At 61.8% G+C, this 14,571-nt stretch carries 18 protein-coding genes; 11 read left to right on the top strand and 7 right to left on the bottom strand.

The genetic code is table 11. The annotated features are described in order from the left end of the window. Positions 1-43 precede the first annotated feature (43 nt). The 11 genes from AC1DYQ_RS18445 (at position 44) to AC1DYQ_RS18395 (ending at position 7,978) form a co-directional block, all read left to right on the top strand. Entirely contained in the window at positions 44-658 is a 615-nt protein-coding gene (locus tag AC1DYQ_RS18445) for an RNA polymerase sigma factor (protein WP_457279452.1), read from the top strand. Continuing rightward, positions 655-1,398 carry an anti-sigma factor gene (locus AC1DYQ_RS18440; protein WP_477688000.1) on the top strand — a complete coding sequence of 248 codons (744 nt, stop codon included), beginning with the start codon at positions 655-657 and terminating at the stop codon, positions 1,396-1,398. The genes AC1DYQ_RS18445 and AC1DYQ_RS18440 overlap by 4 nt, the downstream gene beginning before the upstream one ends. Before the next feature lie 56 nt (positions 1,399-1,454). Continuing rightward, on the top strand, positions 1,455-2,372 hold the full coding sequence (locus AC1DYQ_RS18435; protein WP_477687999.1) for an LOG family protein: 918 nt from the start codon (positions 1,455-1,457) through the stop codon (positions 2,370-2,372). A gap of 126 nt (positions 2,373-2,498) precedes the next feature. Continuing rightward, positions 2,499-3,251 (top strand): alpha/beta hydrolase, encoded by a 753-nt coding sequence (locus AC1DYQ_RS18430; RefSeq protein ID WP_477687998.1) that lies wholly within the window; start codon positions 2,499-2,501, stop codon positions 3,249-3,251. A 29-nt stretch (positions 3,252-3,280) separates the two neighbouring features. Beyond that, the gene (locus AC1DYQ_RS18425) at positions 3,281-3,955 is read left to right on the top strand and encodes a phytanoyl-CoA dioxygenase family protein (protein ID WP_477687997.1); all 675 of its coding nucleotides are present in this window, start codon (positions 3,281-3,283) and stop codon (positions 3,953-3,955) included. A gap of 49 nt (positions 3,956-4,004) precedes the next feature. Further along, on the top strand, positions 4,005-4,844 hold the full coding sequence (locus tag AC1DYQ_RS18420; protein ID WP_477687996.1) for a PhzF family phenazine biosynthesis protein: 840 nt from the start codon (positions 4,005-4,007) through the stop codon (positions 4,842-4,844). Positions 4,845-4,956: 112 nt separating this feature from the next. Then, on the top strand, positions 4,957-5,427 hold the full coding sequence (locus AC1DYQ_RS18415; protein ID WP_477687995.1) for a tetratricopeptide repeat protein: 471 nt from the start codon (positions 4,957-4,959) through the stop codon (positions 5,425-5,427). A 156-nt stretch (positions 5,428-5,583) separates the two neighbouring features. Then, positions 5,584-5,961, top strand: a complete 378-nt coding sequence (locus AC1DYQ_RS18410) for a DUF6632 domain-containing protein (protein WP_477687994.1) — start codon at positions 5,584-5,586, stop codon at positions 5,959-5,961. A gap of 123 nt (positions 5,962-6,084) precedes the next feature. After that, positions 6,085-6,663, top strand: coding sequence for a cupredoxin domain-containing protein (locus tag AC1DYQ_RS18405; protein WP_477672881.1), 579 nt, complete (start codon positions 6,085-6,087; stop codon positions 6,661-6,663). Positions 6,664-6,773: 110 nt separating this feature from the next. Beyond that, positions 6,774-7,103 carry a hypothetical protein gene (locus tag AC1DYQ_RS18400; RefSeq protein ID WP_477687993.1) on the top strand — a complete coding sequence of 110 codons (330 nt, stop codon included), beginning with the start codon at positions 6,774-6,776 and terminating at the stop codon, positions 7,101-7,103. A gap of 14 nt (positions 7,104-7,117) precedes the next feature. Beyond that, positions 7,118-7,978, top strand: coding sequence for an enoyl-CoA hydratase-related protein (locus AC1DYQ_RS18395; protein ID WP_477687992.1), 861 nt, complete (start codon positions 7,118-7,120; stop codon positions 7,976-7,978). Positions 7,979-8,033: 55 nt separating this feature from the next. Here the strand turns inward: AC1DYQ_RS18395 and queF are convergent, their stop codons facing one another. From queF to AC1DYQ_RS18360, 7 genes are all read right to left on the bottom strand, one after another. Next, a complete protein-coding gene (gene queF / locus AC1DYQ_RS18390; RefSeq protein ID WP_457279464.1) occupies positions 8,034-8,861 on the bottom strand; it encodes an NADPH-dependent 7-cyano-7-deazaguanine reductase QueF in 828 nt (275 codons plus the stop codon). A 72-nt stretch (positions 8,862-8,933) separates the two neighbouring features. Beyond that, complete coding sequence (locus AC1DYQ_RS18385) at positions 8,934-9,827, bottom strand: alpha/beta fold hydrolase (protein ID WP_457279465.1); 894 nt, start codon at positions 9,825-9,827, stop codon at positions 8,934-8,936. 259 nt (positions 9,828-10,086) lie between these two features. Then, complete coding sequence (locus tag AC1DYQ_RS18380) at positions 10,087-10,920, bottom strand: 2OG-Fe(II) oxygenase (RefSeq protein WP_477687991.1); 834 nt, start codon at positions 10,918-10,920, stop codon at positions 10,087-10,089. A 15-nt stretch (positions 10,921-10,935) separates the two neighbouring features. Continuing rightward, entirely contained in the window at positions 10,936-11,712 is a 777-nt protein-coding gene (gene yaaA, locus AC1DYQ_RS18375; RefSeq protein ID WP_477687990.1) for a peroxide stress protein YaaA, read from the bottom strand. Between the two features lie 83 nt (positions 11,713-11,795). Further along, on the bottom strand, positions 11,796-12,386 hold the full coding sequence (locus AC1DYQ_RS18370; RefSeq protein WP_477687989.1) for a DUF3501 family protein: 591 nt from the start codon (positions 12,384-12,386) through the stop codon (positions 11,796-11,798). 9 nt (positions 12,387-12,395) lie between these two features. Continuing rightward, positions 12,396-13,745: a (Fe-S)-binding protein gene (locus AC1DYQ_RS18365; protein ID WP_477687988.1), complete on the bottom strand. Its 1,350-nt coding sequence runs from the start codon at positions 13,743-13,745 to the stop codon at positions 12,396-12,398. 103 nt (positions 13,746-13,848) lie between these two features. Then, complete coding sequence (locus AC1DYQ_RS18360; protein WP_477647317.1) at positions 13,849-14,271, bottom strand: rubrerythrin family protein; 423 nt, start codon at positions 14,269-14,271, stop codon at positions 13,849-13,851. Positions 14,272-14,571: the final 300 nt, after the last annotated feature.

Genomic DNA, 14,571 nt, shown 5'->3' with positions numbered 1-14,571 from the left:
GGGAAGATTTGCCGCTTGGGCGTAACTCCCTATACTCAGCCGCATGAAACTGGCCCCCGACACAGACACCCGCAGCCTGCAGGCGCTGATTGCCGGCGCAGGGCAAGGCGACCACGCCTGCTTTGCTCAGGTCTATGAACGCACCCACACGCATCTGTTTGGCGTTGCCGTACGTATATTGGGACAAGGACACGCGGCCGAAGATGTGCTGCAAGAGGCTTACGTGAGCATCTGGAAAAACGCTGCCGGCTACCGCAGTGAGGTAGACGGGCAAACCATTCAACCCATGACGTGGCTGATTGCCATCGTCCGCAACAAGGCGCTGGACGCCCTGCGCTCCCGCACGCGCCGCAAGGAAAGCGAGTTGCCCGACTCCGGTGATGTGGATGAGGAAGACACCGAAACCACCGCCACACCCACCCCCAGCGCCATGCAGCTGCTGGAGCAGGCCACAGAGGCCCTGCACATCGAAGGCTGCATGAACGCACTGGAAGGCAGCCACCGCCAAAGCCTGGCGCTGGCGTATTACCAGGGCCTGTCGCATACCGAAGTGGCCGCGCAAATGGGCGCGCCGCTGGGCTCGGTGAAAGCCTGGATACGGCGCGGGCTCGAAAAACTCAAGGGGTGTCTGGCGGCGCAAGGGGTGGTGGCGTCATGAGATATTCCAGCCCCGAATTGCTCGAACACCTCGCATCGGCCTATGTGCTGGGTACGCTGAGCGGCGGCGCGCGACGCCGCTTTGAGCGCCTGCAGCGCGACCGTACCGATGTGCGCGTGCGCGTCACACAATGGGAGGCCCGGCTGGGTCAACTCGCCATGTCGGTGCCCGCGCTCAAGCCGTCTCCCAGGGTGTGGGCTGCCATCGCAGCACGCACCAAACCTGCGGCGCCGCAACAGGGGCCGCAAACAAAACCGTCCTGGCTGGGCTGGCTCAAACCTGCTGGTTTCGGCTTCGGCGGCCTGGCCGCCGGGGTGATCGCGGCCAGCGTTTTCTTTATCGCCATGCCCACCCTTTTCATGTCCAGCGACCAGATCGCGATGCGCTCGGGCGAAAGGCTGCCGCAAAGCTATGTGGGCCTGCTCACCGACGCACAGGGCAATGGCAAGCTTCTGGCCAGTTCGCTGCGCCACGGCAAGACCATGACAGTCAAGGTCATAGGCCCGATCACACCGCCGGCCACCGGAACACTGGTGCTGTGGGCCGTGCCGGCCAATGGCCCGGCGTTCTCGCTGGGCACCGTGCCCACGAGCGGATCAGCGGTTTCCATACTGCCCGACACGTCGGAAAAGCTGCTGTCCAAGGTCAGCAAGCTGGTGGTAACGCTGGAAACCAGCGCCACACCCGCCAGTCCGAGCGGAACGGTGGTGTTCAGCGGCAATTGCGCCAAGCTGTGGTGAGCGTGGCGGCATCCGGGGCCTCAATCCGGGTAGGTACCGTAAAAAGGAGAACCAGAATGAACGCCAGCCTCAAATTGTTTCTATCCCTCGGTGTGGTCACCGCCACCCTCCTCGGGTGCGCAACACCACCGCCAACCACAGCAACGTCTGCGATCAAGCCCACGGAGTTGCGGCTGGAGTGCGTGGTAGCGAAAGCAGATGTCCCGAACGCCGATTACATCGGCCCCTATGCGGGCGTTGAAAACATCGTCCCCGTGAAACTGATGGCTCAGGACACCTACTGCTCTGACGCCCTGAAGGCCATGCATTTTCCGCGGGGCTTTGTCTCCATCTATGGCAGCTCCCGTATCCGCGAGAAAAATGCCGCCTGCGACGCGCGCGGCGAGAACTGTAACGACACCATCAGGGCGGCAAACGATGCCATCTACGCAGACATCCGGAATTTTGCTCACGCATGGACCACGCGTTATGGCAAGCAGTATCCGATAATGACGGGTGCGGGCCCGGGGCTGATGGAAGCCGGCAACCGCGGCGCAAAAGAGGCGGGAGGCCCCAGCGTCGGGTACACCACCTACTACGACCGCTCGACGGCCAACGACACGCGGAAACCCTATGGTGGTGACCCCAAGCAGGCCTTGAATGCCTATGTGACCCATGGCCTGATTTTTTCCAGCGTCTCCATCCGCGAGCTGGCGATGATCAAGCACTCGGCCGCCATCGTGATCGCACCAGGAGGGACCGGCACCGAGTGGGAAATATTCCAGATCATCGAGATCATCAAAAGCAGGCAGCTGACCAGGGTTCCGGTGTATCTCGTGGGCAATCGCCAAATTCACTGGCAAAGCCTGGACGCGCGCCTGACCGACATGATGGCGCGCAAGACCATCAACAAGGATGAAGTGGCATTTTTGAAGTATGTGGAAACGAGTGCAGAACTGGTCAAGCAACTCAGTGCAGACATGAGGCTGAACTGAGTTGTTCAGGCACTCACTCAATGCGGCGCATCCGATGAACCCTGTTCGTGGCCTTTTGGACCGGATCATCCTGATTGGCGGGGGGCGCTGCGGGGGAAGACGCCGCGTTTCATGGTGCGCCGCACAGTGACTGTTTTTCTGGTGGTCATGGTGCTCGCTTACCTGGGCATCTGCGCGGCGCTGTTTGCGTTTCAACGTTCGCTGATCTACTTCCCGCAGCCGAGGTCATGGGGCGGCCCGGCCACAACACTCCACCTCCAGACACCCGACGCGGCGCTCGTCGTCACGGCCCGGCAAACGGCCGGGCCCAAGGCCATCATTTACTTCGGCGGCAATGCCCAAGACGTTTCGCCGAATTTGCCGTCATTCTCGGAAGCATTTCCAGGCCATGCCCTCTACCTGCTTCACTACCGCGGTTACGGCGGAAGCACCGGAAGCCCCACCGAGGCGGCGCTTCAAAGCGACGCCCTGGCCTTGTTCGACCATGTCAGCCGGACACATTCGGATGTCACTGTGGTTGGCAGGAGTCTGGGCTCAGGCGTTGCGATCTGGGTGGCCAGCCAGCGGCCGGCCTCGCGCCTGATTCTGGTGACGCCCTACAACAGCATCCAGGAACTGGCCGCGCAGCGCTTTCCCTGGTTTCCCATCCCCTGGCTTCTTGTCGACAAGTTCGAGTCCTGGAAGTACGCGGCCAAAGTCACCGTGCCCACGCTGCTGATTTCGGCCGAACACGATGAAGTCATTCCGAAAGCCAGCACCGACCAGCTGCATGCGCACTTCAAGAATGGAACAGCGGTCCTGAAGATGCTGCCCGGAACCTCCCACAACACGGTTTCGCAGCATCCCCAGTACCTTTCGCTGTTTCAGTCGATGCTGTGAGCATTCAGCACCCTTGAACCACGCCGGGAATGGATCACACCGCATTTACCGCCCAGGGTTTTGCGCTTGTTCCGCAGGTGCTGACTGCCACCCAGTGCGAATCGGCGGCGGCACGGCTTGCCGGTATTCCCGCCGACTCGGCAGGAACACGTTGCCTGCTGTCGGAGGCCTGGTGCCAGACGCTTGCGGCAAGGGTGCGCCGGCATCCGTCGCTAGCCTCGATGATTCCGGCCGATTTCGCTGCGGTGCAGTGCACTTACTTCGAGAAGTCGGTGTCCCGCAACTGGCTGGTGCCGGTGCACCAGGACCTGAGCATTCCAGTGGCAGATCACGTAGAGCACGCGAGCCTGGACGGCTGGTCCAGGAAGGAAGGCATTCTTTATGTCCAGCCGCCCGCCGAGCTGCTGGAGCAGCTGGTGGCGGTGCGTTTGCACATCGATGCCTGCGGCCCGGGGGACGGTCCACTGCGCGTGGTTCCGGGGTCACACCTGTACGGCCGCTTGCAGGCGAAGGACGCTGCAGCAGCTCGCCAGGCCCAAACCGGGTTCACCTGCACGGCCGGGCAAGGCAGCGCGATGGCCATGCGCCCGCTGCTGCTGCATGCTTCGTCCAGATCCACCAGCGGCAACATGCGCAGGGTGCTGCATTTTTTGTTCGGACCGCGAGTATTGCCTTTCGGCCTCCGGTGGCAGCGCGCAATATGAATTGAGCCGGACAGGCAAGCAGCCCGCCTTCCATTTCACAAGGAAAACGATGAGTGTCTTGAAGATTGCAGCCTTTTCTGACGGAAACACCGGCGGCAACCCCGCCGGCGTGATGATCGCCGGCCAATTTCCGGATGACCGTGAGATGCAGCGGATCGCTGCGGAGCTTGGCTTCTCGGAAACGGTTTTTGCCGTTGCAAGCGGCGCCGGCTGGCGGGTGCGCTATTTCTCGCCGGAATCCGAAGTACCCTTCTGCGGCCATGCAACGATAGCCCTGGGCGCAGCACTGGCCCTTCAGCATGGCGATGGCGTGTTTGCGCTGACCCTGAACCAGGCCAGCATCACGGTTGAAGGCCGGCGCAACGGGGAGACGATCACCGCCGCGCTGCAATCGCCGCCCACGCGCAGCCAGGCTGCCCCACAGCCGCTGGTGCTGGCCACCCTGGCGCTGTTCGGCTACACACCGGATGACCTGGACCCGCGCATTGCCCCCGCGCTCGCCCACGGCGGCGCAGACCATCTGGTACTGGTTCTGAAGAGCCGCGACAAACTGGCGGCCATGCAATACGACCTGGACACGGGCCGCGAACTGATGAACAAGGCGGGGCTGGTGACCATCCTGCTGGCCCATGCGCAAACTCCCCGGTTTTTTCACACCCGGAATCCGTTTGCTTCGGGCGGCGTGTATGAAGACCCGGCCACAGGTGCAGCCACAGCCGCTTTTGCAGGCTACCTGCGCGACCTGAAGTGGCCGCACGGCGGCGCCATCGATATCGTGCAGGGTGAAGACATGGGCATGCGCTCGTGCCTGCGCGCGGAAATTCCACCCGCTCCCGGGGCCTCGATCAAGGTTTCCGGAACGGCCCGGATCATGCACGAGCTGGTTTAGGCCATTTACAAATAAATTACAACTCACCTGCATCTGTTTTACGGTTTTCCTCGTTTGTCATAGGTGCTGGTTTGCAGCGCGTTTCAACAACTGATATCTCAAGGAGCCCGACATGAACACTTTTTCCATCCGCAACTTCGTCGCATTCCCCGTGATCGCCCTGGCCCTGGCCGGTGCAGCGTTGGCAGCCGACATCGAAACCACACCAGCCAAAAATGCCCAGGTCGACGACTTCGCGGCGGGTAAAAAAGCCATCAGCGCCAAGAACTGGTCGGAGGCCGTGAGCAGCTTTAACAAGGTGGTGGCGAAGGACCCGAAAAATGCCGACGCCTACAACTACCTTGGCTATTCCAACCGCTGGATGGGCAAGTACGACGATGCATTTGCCGCCTATGGCAAGGCGCTGGCGCTGGACCCCAAGCACAAGGGTGCGCTGGAATACTCGGGCATTGCCTACCTGAAGACCAACCAGAAAACCCAGGCCGACGCGCAGCTGGCCAAGCTGCAGGCGATTTGCGCCACCTGTGAAGAAACCCGCGATCTGGCCAAGGCCGTGGCTGAGTACAAGCCGGCTGCCAAGTAAGCCGCCCTTGAAGAACCACCATTGCGGCGCGGCACGCGCTGCAATGGGTTCCTGTTGCCGTTCACCTCCCAGGCGATGCCCCAGGGCTTTTCGCCTCCCGGCGCACACAAGAGCCAGCCTCTGAATGCGCGGCCTCTGTTGACCCGAAAGAAAACAATGACTGACGCTGATCGCATCAAATACCTGCGCATTGCCCTGGTGCTGATAGGGGTGACGTTCACTTTCGGCTTGTGGCCGCTCACCGTCGTCTGGCCTTCAGGCTGGTCGTGGCATTCGGAAGGTCGTTCGTACTACCTGGAGATGATCCTCGCCCTTTACGCAACGCTGGGGATCTTCCTCATGCTCGCCGCCCGTAACCCTCTCTTGCACCGCAGCCTCATCTGGTTTACCGTCTGGTCCAGCATTGCACACGGCGGGGTGATGGCAGTGCAGTCGTTTCAGGGCCACCACAACATGGGGCACCTCTGGGGTGATGTCCTGGCGCTGTTCGCGGTGGCGGCTGTGCTGGCATTGCTGACTCCCCGCGAAGCTTAAGCCGAAAGAAATCCCATGCCCAAGCTAACACGCCCTGCCTTCCGGATGCTGCCAACTGCTCTGTTTTTCATAGCTGCTTGCGCACTACCTATATGGTCTGCAGCCGGAAACATTTCCATTCAAGTGCTCGACAAGGAAGGCAAGCCGGCGCCGGACGCCGTAGTCGTCGTGGTGCCTTCCGCCAAAACCGGGGCGCCCCAAAGCCCTTTGCCCGCCCAAGTGACGATCTACCAGGAAAAGATGCGTTTTGTGCCGGCCGTCAGCGTGGTGGCGCTGGGCGCCAAGGCCCAGTTCGTCAACAACGACCCGTGGGAACACCATGTGCGCGGCTCGGCCGCCGGCGCGGCGCAGTTCAACGCGACGCCGGGTGAGGGGTTCGAGCTCCGGCTCGACGGCAAGCCTGAAGGCAAACCCGCCAAAACCGCTGACGCCACTTTCAACAAGGCCGGCGCCGTGCTGCTGGGCTGCCATATCCACGGCTCCATGCGCGGCCATGTCTATGTGAGTGAATCGCCCTGGGCCGTGCTGACAGGCGCCGACGGCGTAGCGCAGGTCGAGCAGTTGCCCGAAGGCGCTGCGCAGATCAAGGTCTGGCATGCCGACCAGCTGATCGACATTGCGCCGCAGGCTTATACCGTGACGGCCTCGCCCGGCAAGCTCACGCTGCAGCTGAGCGTGGTGCCGCGCCGCCGCCGGATTTAGCCGGCCGTATCCAGAAATCTTTCGACGCTTTTTTGGCGTCTTTCAGGCCTTTCGGGTCATTGACAGAAGCTTTCACGAAACTTACATTGAAGCTTCCGCACGGAGGCTTTATGTCTGATCCCTCTGACCCGTCCAAGGCATCACTACCTGCCCGGTCGCCGTACTGGCACCCCATCACGCTGGCGCAGCTGCAACGCGTCAAGGACTGGCGCGAGGCGCAGCGAGCGGCGCACCCGCTTGAATGCCAGCTCTGGGAGATAGTGCTGACGGCGTGGGTGATGGGCTGGATGGGCTGGCTGCCTGCCTTTACCTTTGAGGCGGCCTGGGCCTACCCACTGTGCGTGCTGGGCACACTGGCGCCGCGGCTGTATGTCTATGTACGAGCACGGGCGCACATTGCGCAGCGTCTCAGGTGTGACTGGCTGGACCTGGTCGCCTGACTTAGAGTGTGGGCATGAACGCCTCCTCCCAACCTGCCCTCACCTGCTTCACCCTCAACACCACCGGCCACGTTGCCCACCTGGTGCTGAACCGCCCCGAGGCGATGAACACCATGCACCCGACCTTCTGGCGCGAGCTGGATGCGGCGCTCACGCACATCCACAAGGCTGGCGAGGCGCGCGTGCTGGTGATATCCAGCACCGGCAAGCACTTCAGCGCCGGCATGGCACTGGAAACCTTTGGCAGCGACATCGCCATGGACGACCGGAGCCCCGAGGGCCGCGCCGCCATCTTTGACATGCTGGGCGACATGCAGGCCACCTTCACCAAGCTGGAGACGCTGCGCGTTCCGGTGATTGCGGCCATCCAGGGCGGCTGCATAGGAGGGGCGGTCGACATGGTGACGGCCTGCTGCCTGCGCTACGCCACGGCCGACGCATTCTTCTGCATCCAGGAAATCAACATTGGCATGGTGGCCGACGTGGGCACCCTGCAGCGCCTGCCCAAGCTGGTGCCGCTGGCGGTCGTCAAGGAACTGGCCTATACCGGGCGCCGGCTGCCGGCCGCAAAAGCGTTGGGCTACGGGCTGGTCAACGAGGTTTTTGACTCAGCCGAGGCGATGCTGGCGGCTGCCATGCAGTGCGCCGGCGAGATTGCCACCAAGCCGCCGGTGGCCATCTGGGGCACCAAGCAGGCCATCCACTACACGCGCGACCATTCGGTGGACGACGCGCTCAGGCAGATGGGCTGGCTGCAGGGTGCGATCTGGAGCAACGCGCATGTCCGTGAGGCGGTTACCGCCATGAAGGAAAAGCGCGCGGCGAGCTTTCCCGGGCTTTCACCGATCAAGAATTTCAATGAATTCGGGCTCTAGCCCATACATGACGAGCGCAAGCAGCTATTAATTCAATAGCAAGCTGCATTGGCAATTATTGGCGGGCTGTGCGAATGGCAGGCGGCAGCGCCTGCGGATGGCTGGTGCGAAACGGATTGATGTCCAGCCCGCCGCGGCGCGTGTAGCGCGCGTACACCGAGAGCTTCATGGGTTTGCAGCGCGTCCAGATGTCCATGAAGATGCGCTCCACACATTGTTCGTGGAACTCGTTGTGGTTGCGAAAGCTCACCAGATACTGCAGCAGGCCTTCCTGGTTGATCTGCGGGCCGGCATAGCGAATCTGTACGCTGCCCCAGTCGGGCTGGCCGGTGACCAGGCAATTGCTCTTGAGCAGGTTGCTGGTCAGCGTCTCTTCCACCGGCGGTTCGTCGAACTCGGCAAACAGCAGCTCGGGGGTGGGCGTGAAATGAATGCACTCCACGTCGAGCCGGTCCAGGTTCAGGCCGTCGAGTTCATGCACGGGTTCGCGGTCGAACAGCTCGGGGCCCAGCGTCTTGATGCCCACCCCCATGCCGACAGCACCGTTCAGGTCGGCGCGAATGCGTTCGCGCACATCGCGCGCATCGGCAAAACGCGTGTTGTTGAAGCTGTTGAGGTAAAGCTTGAAGGACTTGCTTTCGACGATGTTGGGTGACTCGCAAGGCACGGTGATGTGGGCCAGTGCCACCTGCGGCTTGCCGCGCATATTGAGCCAGCTCAGCTCAAACGCCGTCCACATGTCTGCGCCGAAAAACGGCGGCGTTCCGGTGACGCCGATCTCGGCACGCTTGCCTTCGCGCGGTATCGGGAACAGCAGCGAGGCGTCGTACTGGTCGATATAGGCCGACGATTTGCCGAGCTGGGATTGTTCAGGGGTGTTCATGCACCCATTTTCGCCGCTAACCGCTGCCAGGCTGAAAGCGCCCCGCACAAAGCCCCTGGCTATGGGGCTGTATCAGCTTGCCGCTTTAAAGTGGGGGATCAGCAGCGCCAACAAACGGTCAACAACACCCGGCGGCAAATCGTGTCCCATGCCTTCAATGCTTTCAAAACGGGCACCGGGAATGCGCCTGGCCGTGTCCTGCCCGCAGGCCATGGGCACCAGCCGGTCTGCCTGGCCGTGCACCACCAGCGTCGGCGCCGTCACCCTGGCAAGTACCGAGGCGCGCGCACCGTCAGCGGCAACGGCCACCATCTGGCGCAGAACGCCCTGCGGATGGAAGCTGCGCTGCGCCGCCGCAGCGACTTTTTCGCGTATCTCGGCATCGTCCATGGGAAAGCCCGGGCTGCCGATGGCCTTGAGCAGCTTCACCGTATGGTCGATGGCGGCCTGCACACCCCTGCCGGCAGGCCGGCTGAGCAGCACACGGGCCACCGCCGGGCTGGCTTCCGGCAGGCCGCGCGCACCGCTGGAGCTCATGATGCTGGTAAGGCTGAGCAGGCGCGATGGAGCCAACACCGCAACGCGCTGCGCGATCATGCCGCCCATGCTCACACCCACCACATGTGCCTTGCCGATTTGCAGCGCATCCAGCACGCCCACGGTGTCGGCGGCCATGTCTTCAATGCTGTAGGGCGGCCGGATGCGCCAGCCCATGCGGAACTTGAGCCCCTCCCACAAAAGGCTGGGCGAGCCGAGGTGGTCGAAGTGCTGCGAAAGGCCGATGTCGCGGTTGTCAAAGCGCACCACACGAAAGCCCGCATCAGCGATCGCCTGCACCATGGCCGGCGGCCAGGCAATCAGCTGCATGCCCAGCCCCATGATGAGCAGCACCACCGGCCGGCCGGTTGCGTCACCTGGGTGGGTGTCTTCAATCTCGATATCGATGTTGTTGGCGCGTATTTTCATAACTGATTATGGTCTGCACTCCCCGAATCGCGTCAATCACCTCGTCCCCCATGCGTCACGCAGGCTCACCCGCAAGCAGGGGCCGCGGAACTGGCTTTGCCAGGCCGCTGGCGCCGTCTCCTTAAGGGGGAACGGGCTACACGAAGTGAGCCTGGACGGGGGTGAAACTATTTCTCCGCGGAACTGGCTTTGCCAGGTCGCTGGCGCCGTCTCCTGCAAGGGGAGAGGAGGCTACACGAAGTGAGCCTGGACAGGGGTGTTACACGAATTCTCTTTCTCGTAGCCATTTGGTGGCAATCCATTTCTCGCCAGTGGTAACCGGCTCGCCGCCATGCAGCGTGAGGCTGGAAGGCAGCGCTTGCGGATAACTGAAAAACACCGCATTGCCGCGCCGCGGCGCCACTCGGACCTCGATATCCGGGAACACCGTGGCGCCGCCTTCCTCGGGCTCATGCAGGTACATGATGAGCGTCGCCACCCGCTGGCCGCCGCGCTGCAGTATGGCGGGCGTGCCGGGTTCGGTCGGGTCAAAGTAGTCGTAGTGCGGCTTGTATTCAGTGCCAGGCCCGTAGTGGAGCACCTGCAGCCCTTCGCCGTTTTCCTGCGGCCAGCCGAAGATTCTGGCAATACGTGCCTCCACCTGGCGCACCACGGCGTTTTCAGCGCGCCTGAAAAACATGCCCTCGCTGGTACGGTCAGGGTTGAGTTCTTCGCCGCCGGTCTTGGTGTCTACCGTCAGCGAACGCACCAGACGCGGCCGGGCGGCCTCCATCAGCGCCTCGCATTCACTCGGGCCCAGCAGGTTGCCCAGTACGATGACATTGGGCACCTGGGCGAAAAAAAGTATTTCCACCCACTTGTCGCCGGCATCGACCATGTTGTTGGTGACCGGCAAAGCCAGCGCAGGCACAACCACTGCGGCGAGATCTTCGGGCGTCAGGCGCACCGCCCGCGTGGCAGCGTCGCGGTTCCAGCCAGCTGCCAGCATGGCGTTAAAAATCTCGTCTCTGGAATGGCCGAGGTTTGCCTGCGCCGTCATCCACGCCAGCACTTCCGGCGTGAGCTGCTGATCGGTGCGGGCGGGCGTGCTCATGCGGGGCTGGGCCGCTCAGGCGGCCTGTTTGCGGCGGAACACCAGCCGGTCGGGTTCGGACACTTTGGGATCAAAGCGGTAGCCTTCGACGTCAAAGCTCTCGAGCTTCTTGACGGTAGACAGCTTCTTTTCAATCGCATGGCGCACCATGAGACCACGGGCGCGCTTGGCAAAAAAACTGATGACCTTGTACTTGCCGGCTTTGTATTCTTCAAACACGCAGCTCACCACACGCGCCTTGAGCGCCTTGCGGTCCACGGCCTTGAAGTATTCCTCGCTGGCGAGATTGACGATGACCGGTGTGGTGTGGGCGGCCGCGCGCTCGTTCAGATAGGCGGAGATTTGCGAACCCCAGAACTGATAGAGATTTTTGCCTTGGGGCGTGGCCAGCGGCGTGCCCATTTCAAGCCGGTAGGGCTGCATGCGGTCCAGCGGGCGCAGCACCCCGTAAAGGCCGCTCAGGATGCAGACATGGTCCTGCGCCCAGGCGAGTTGTGCGTCGCCTAGCGTTTTTGCATCGAGGCCGCCATACACATCGCCGTCAAATGCCAGCGCGGCCTGTTTGGAATTCTTCGCGGTGAATTTCGGCGACCAGGCCTGGTAGCGCGCGACATTCAGGCCTGCGAGCGAATCTGACAGCTTCATCAGTTCGCTGATCTGCTGCGGGGTCCGTGTTTTGAGCACGTCAATCAACTGGGCCGACTGGCGGGTGAAGAGGGGTTGGGTGTGGGTCGCGACGTGCGGCGGCGTGTCGTAGTCCAGGGATTTGGCCGGCGAGATGAGAAACAGCATGCTTTGAGTCGTAGGGGTAAGGCAAGTAAGGCGAAACCCCCACTTTACGACAGGAGGATGGCGCCACGGCCATGAACCTTCAACTACTGCAGATCGCTGGCCAAAGAGGCGAGCGTTTCCGCTGCAATCGTTGTATGCGCCGGGTAATACGTGTGGTCGCAGCCGAGCTTGACACTGGCGCCTGCCTTGACGGCCGCGCACATGGCCGGGTCCAGCTCAAAGCGCACAAAGTGCACGGCCGAGGTCTTCTCGTCGTTTTCGCGGTCCATGTCTTCGTCAGCAATGGCGTAAACACGCTTGTGGCCTTCGACTTCGACGAACATGCGGTCTTCCACACCGATCAACCGGGCCAGTTCGCGCTTGCGTTCGTTGACATCGGGGTACTCCAGCATCAGCGTGCCCTTCCAGTTGCTACCGTCGGGCATAAGGGGCGCGTAGGCTTCGATCTCCTGCTCTATGCCCTCCTCTTCAAAGATTTTCTCGACGCGCAGCATCTCCTGGATCTGGTAGCGGATGCTGGTTTCGCTTTCAAACTGGAGGTTGATATGTTCGCCCAGACGCACGCTGCGCAGCTTGCGGTGGGCGATGATGGCGGGCTTGTTTTCCTTGCGGTATTTGCTGTAGGCCTCCAACGTCATGAGGGATTCGCGGGTGATCTTTCCGGTGGTCTTCATGGTGTGATCTCATTTCAGACCGTAGGCCGTGCGTATCAGAGTGAGCGGGTGCTTCTGCGGCGGCGCGCCCAGGCTGTTCACGTCAAAGCCCTGGGCAATGTGGTGGCCACCCAGCGGGCAGTCGCTGCTGATGACGTCAGGCAGGCCGCCGTCTTTGTGGCTGGCCATGGCTTTAAAGAGCGGCTTGCCGATCTTCATGGCCTGCTGGTGGTAGGGCACCTTCACGCCAAAGGTGCCGGCGTGGCCCGAGCAGCGCTCGTGCGTGTGCACGCTGGTGCCGGGCACCATCTTGAGCATCTCTTCGGTTTTTTTGCCGATGTTCTGCACCCGGCCGTGGCAGGGAATCTGGTAGCTGATCTTGCCCAGCGGCACGCTGAACTCCGTCTTGAGCAGGCCGTCGCGCTTGCGGGCCATCAGGTATTCAAACGGATCCCACATATTCTCCTTGACGAGCTGCACGTCGGCGTCGTCGGGGTACATCAGCGGCAGCTCCTGCTTGAACATCAGCGTACAGCTGGGTACGGCGCTCAGGATGGCGTAGCCCTCTTTGGCGTATTTCACCAGCACCGGGATGTTGGCCTCCTTGCTGGTGTTCACCGAGGCCAGATCGCCCAACTCCAGCTTGGGCATGCCACAGCATTTCTCTTTTTCGACCAGCACATAGGGCACTTCGTTGTGGTCCAGCACCTTGAGCAGGTCGTGGCCTATGCCGGGCTCGTTGTAGTTGATGTAGCAGGTGGAATAGATCACCACCTTGCCGGGCGTCTTGGCGCCGTCTTTCACCGCATGCGGTGGCGACTCAAGCGCGCCTGAGCGAAATTTTTTCGTGGCCAGGTCGGGCAGCCAGGCGTTTTTGTCGACGCCCAGCACCTTTTGCATCACAGCGCGGGCCGGTTTGGTTTTGTTGACCGCGTTGGCCACCTGGACCACGATGGGAATGCCGGCGAACTGGCCGTGCACGTCGGTGGACGACAAAAACTTCTCCCCCGCGCCCACCTCGCCCTTCTTGAACTTGATGGCTTTGGCGCGCAGCATGGTGTGGGGGAAGTCGAGGTTGAACTCGTGCGGCGGCACATAGGGGCACTTGGTCATGTAGCAGAGGTCGCACATGTAGCACTGGTCGACCACTTTCATGTAGTCCTTCTTGTCCACACCATCAACCTCGCCGGTCTTGCTTTCGTCAACCAGGTCAAACAGTGTGGGAAAGGCACCGCACAGGCTGACACAGCGGCGGCACCCATGGCAGATGTCGAAGATGCGCTCCATCTCGTGCAGGGCCGCGTCCTCGTTGTAGAAGTCCGGATTTTTCCAGTCGATCGCGTGGCGCGTGGGCGCCTGGAGGTTGCCTTCTGTGGCCATGCTTGCCTCTTCTTTTTGAATCTCAGGTGGGGTTTGAGAAAAGACTCTCGTGCGGAATCTTTTCCAAAACCCGCCACGCCTTGGCGGCGCAGCGAGGGATCAATCAGTCAACCAGTTCAGCCAAGGCCTTGGTATAGCGATTCGCGTGTGAGCGTTCGGCTTTTGCCAGGGTTTCAAACCAGTCGGCCACTTCATCATGGCCTTCGTCGCGCGCGGTTTTGGCCATGCCGGGGTACATGTCGGTGTACTCGTGCGTTTCGCCGGCCACAGCAGACTTGAGGTTGTCGCGCGTGGCGCCAAACGGCAGGCCGGTCGCGGGGTCGCCGCACTGTTCCAGCCATTCGAGGTGGCCGTGGGCGTGGCCGGTTTCACCTTCCGCAGTGGAGCGGAACAGCGCCGCGACATCGGGCTGGCCCTCAACGTCGGCCTTGTTCGCGAAATACAGGTAGCGGCGGTTGGCCTGTGATTCGCCGGCAAATGCGGCTTTCAGGTTCTCTTCCGTCCTGGAGCCTTTTAGAGCAGCCATGGAAATCTCCTTCGTGGGTTGATGAACGAACAAATCGCCAATGCTTCAAACCCACGCCCGACTTCTGGCGCAGGACCGAAGACTAAGGCCTGTTAAAGCTATTTATGCAAGATGCGTTGCGAGTCAAAAAGGCTTTGAGCAAGGCGCAAAGCGCAGGCGGGGTGAACCCCGTCAAGGTTTTGCAACGCCGCGCAAGGCCTTTTTGATCGCAACCCGGAGGGAGTGGGGTGAGAAAGCCGCCACTCGCATTTGCATAAATAGCTTCAACAGGCCGTAAACACCATAGACCTGTTGGAGGGA

The sequence above is a fragment of the Polaromonas sp. P1_F4 genome (genome assembly GCF_056405675.1).
This window is presented reverse-complemented; position numbering and strand designations above follow the sequence as displayed.

What these genes read in the sequence shown, in the direction of transcription:
- AC1DYQ_RS18435 (WP_477687999.1), top strand. Translation starts at nt 1,455, where the DNA reads ATGAACGCCAGCCTCAAATTGTTTCTATCCCTCGGTGTGGTCACCGCC.
- AC1DYQ_RS18445 (WP_457279452.1), top strand. Translation starts at nt 44, where the DNA reads ATGAAACTGGCCCCCGACACAGACACCCGCAGCCTGCAGGCGCTGATT.
- AC1DYQ_RS18370 (WP_477687989.1), bottom strand. Translation starts at nt 12,386, where the DNA reads ATGAAGACCACCGGAAAGATCACCCGCGAATCCCTCATGACGTTGGAG.
- queF (WP_457279464.1), bottom strand. Translation starts at nt 8,861, where the DNA reads ATGAACACCCCTGAACAATCCCAGCTCGGCAAATCGTCGGCCTATATC.
- AC1DYQ_RS18425 (WP_477687997.1), top strand. Translation starts at nt 3,281, where the DNA reads ATGGATCACACCGCATTTACCGCCCAGGGTTTTGCGCTTGTTCCGCAG.
- AC1DYQ_RS18380 (WP_477687991.1), bottom strand. Translation starts at nt 10,920, where the DNA reads ATGAGCACGCCCGCCCGCACCGATCAGCAGCTCACGCCGGAAGTGCTG.
- AC1DYQ_RS18410 (WP_477687994.1), top strand. Translation starts at nt 5,584, where the DNA reads ATGACTGACGCTGATCGCATCAAATACCTGCGCATTGCCCTGGTGCTG.
- AC1DYQ_RS18420 (WP_477687996.1), top strand. Translation starts at nt 4,005, where the DNA reads ATGAGTGTCTTGAAGATTGCAGCCTTTTCTGACGGAAACACCGGCGGC.
- AC1DYQ_RS18365 (WP_477687988.1), bottom strand. Translation starts at nt 13,745, where the DNA reads ATGGCCACAGAAGGCAACCTCCAGGCGCCCACGCGCCACGCGATCGAC.
- AC1DYQ_RS18440 (WP_477688000.1), top strand. Translation starts at nt 655, where the DNA reads ATGAGATATTCCAGCCCCGAATTGCTCGAACACCTCGCATCGGCCTAT.
- AC1DYQ_RS18400 (WP_477687993.1), top strand. Translation starts at nt 6,774, where the DNA reads ATGTCTGATCCCTCTGACCCGTCCAAGGCATCACTACCTGCCCGGTCG.
- AC1DYQ_RS18415 (WP_477687995.1), top strand. Translation starts at nt 4,957, where the DNA reads ATGAACACTTTTTCCATCCGCAACTTCGTCGCATTCCCCGTGATCGCC.
- AC1DYQ_RS18385 (WP_457279465.1), bottom strand. Translation starts at nt 9,827, where the DNA reads ATGAAAATACGCGCCAACAACATCGATATCGAGATTGAAGACACCCAC.
- yaaA (WP_477687990.1), bottom strand. Translation starts at nt 11,712, where the DNA reads ATGCTGTTTCTCATCTCGCCGGCCAAATCCCTGGACTACGACACGCCG.
- AC1DYQ_RS18360 (WP_477647317.1), bottom strand. Translation starts at nt 14,271, where the DNA reads ATGGCTGCTCTAAAAGGCTCCAGGACGGAAGAGAACCTGAAAGCCGCA.
- AC1DYQ_RS18395 (WP_477687992.1), top strand. Translation starts at nt 7,118, where the DNA reads ATGAACGCCTCCTCCCAACCTGCCCTCACCTGCTTCACCCTCAACACC.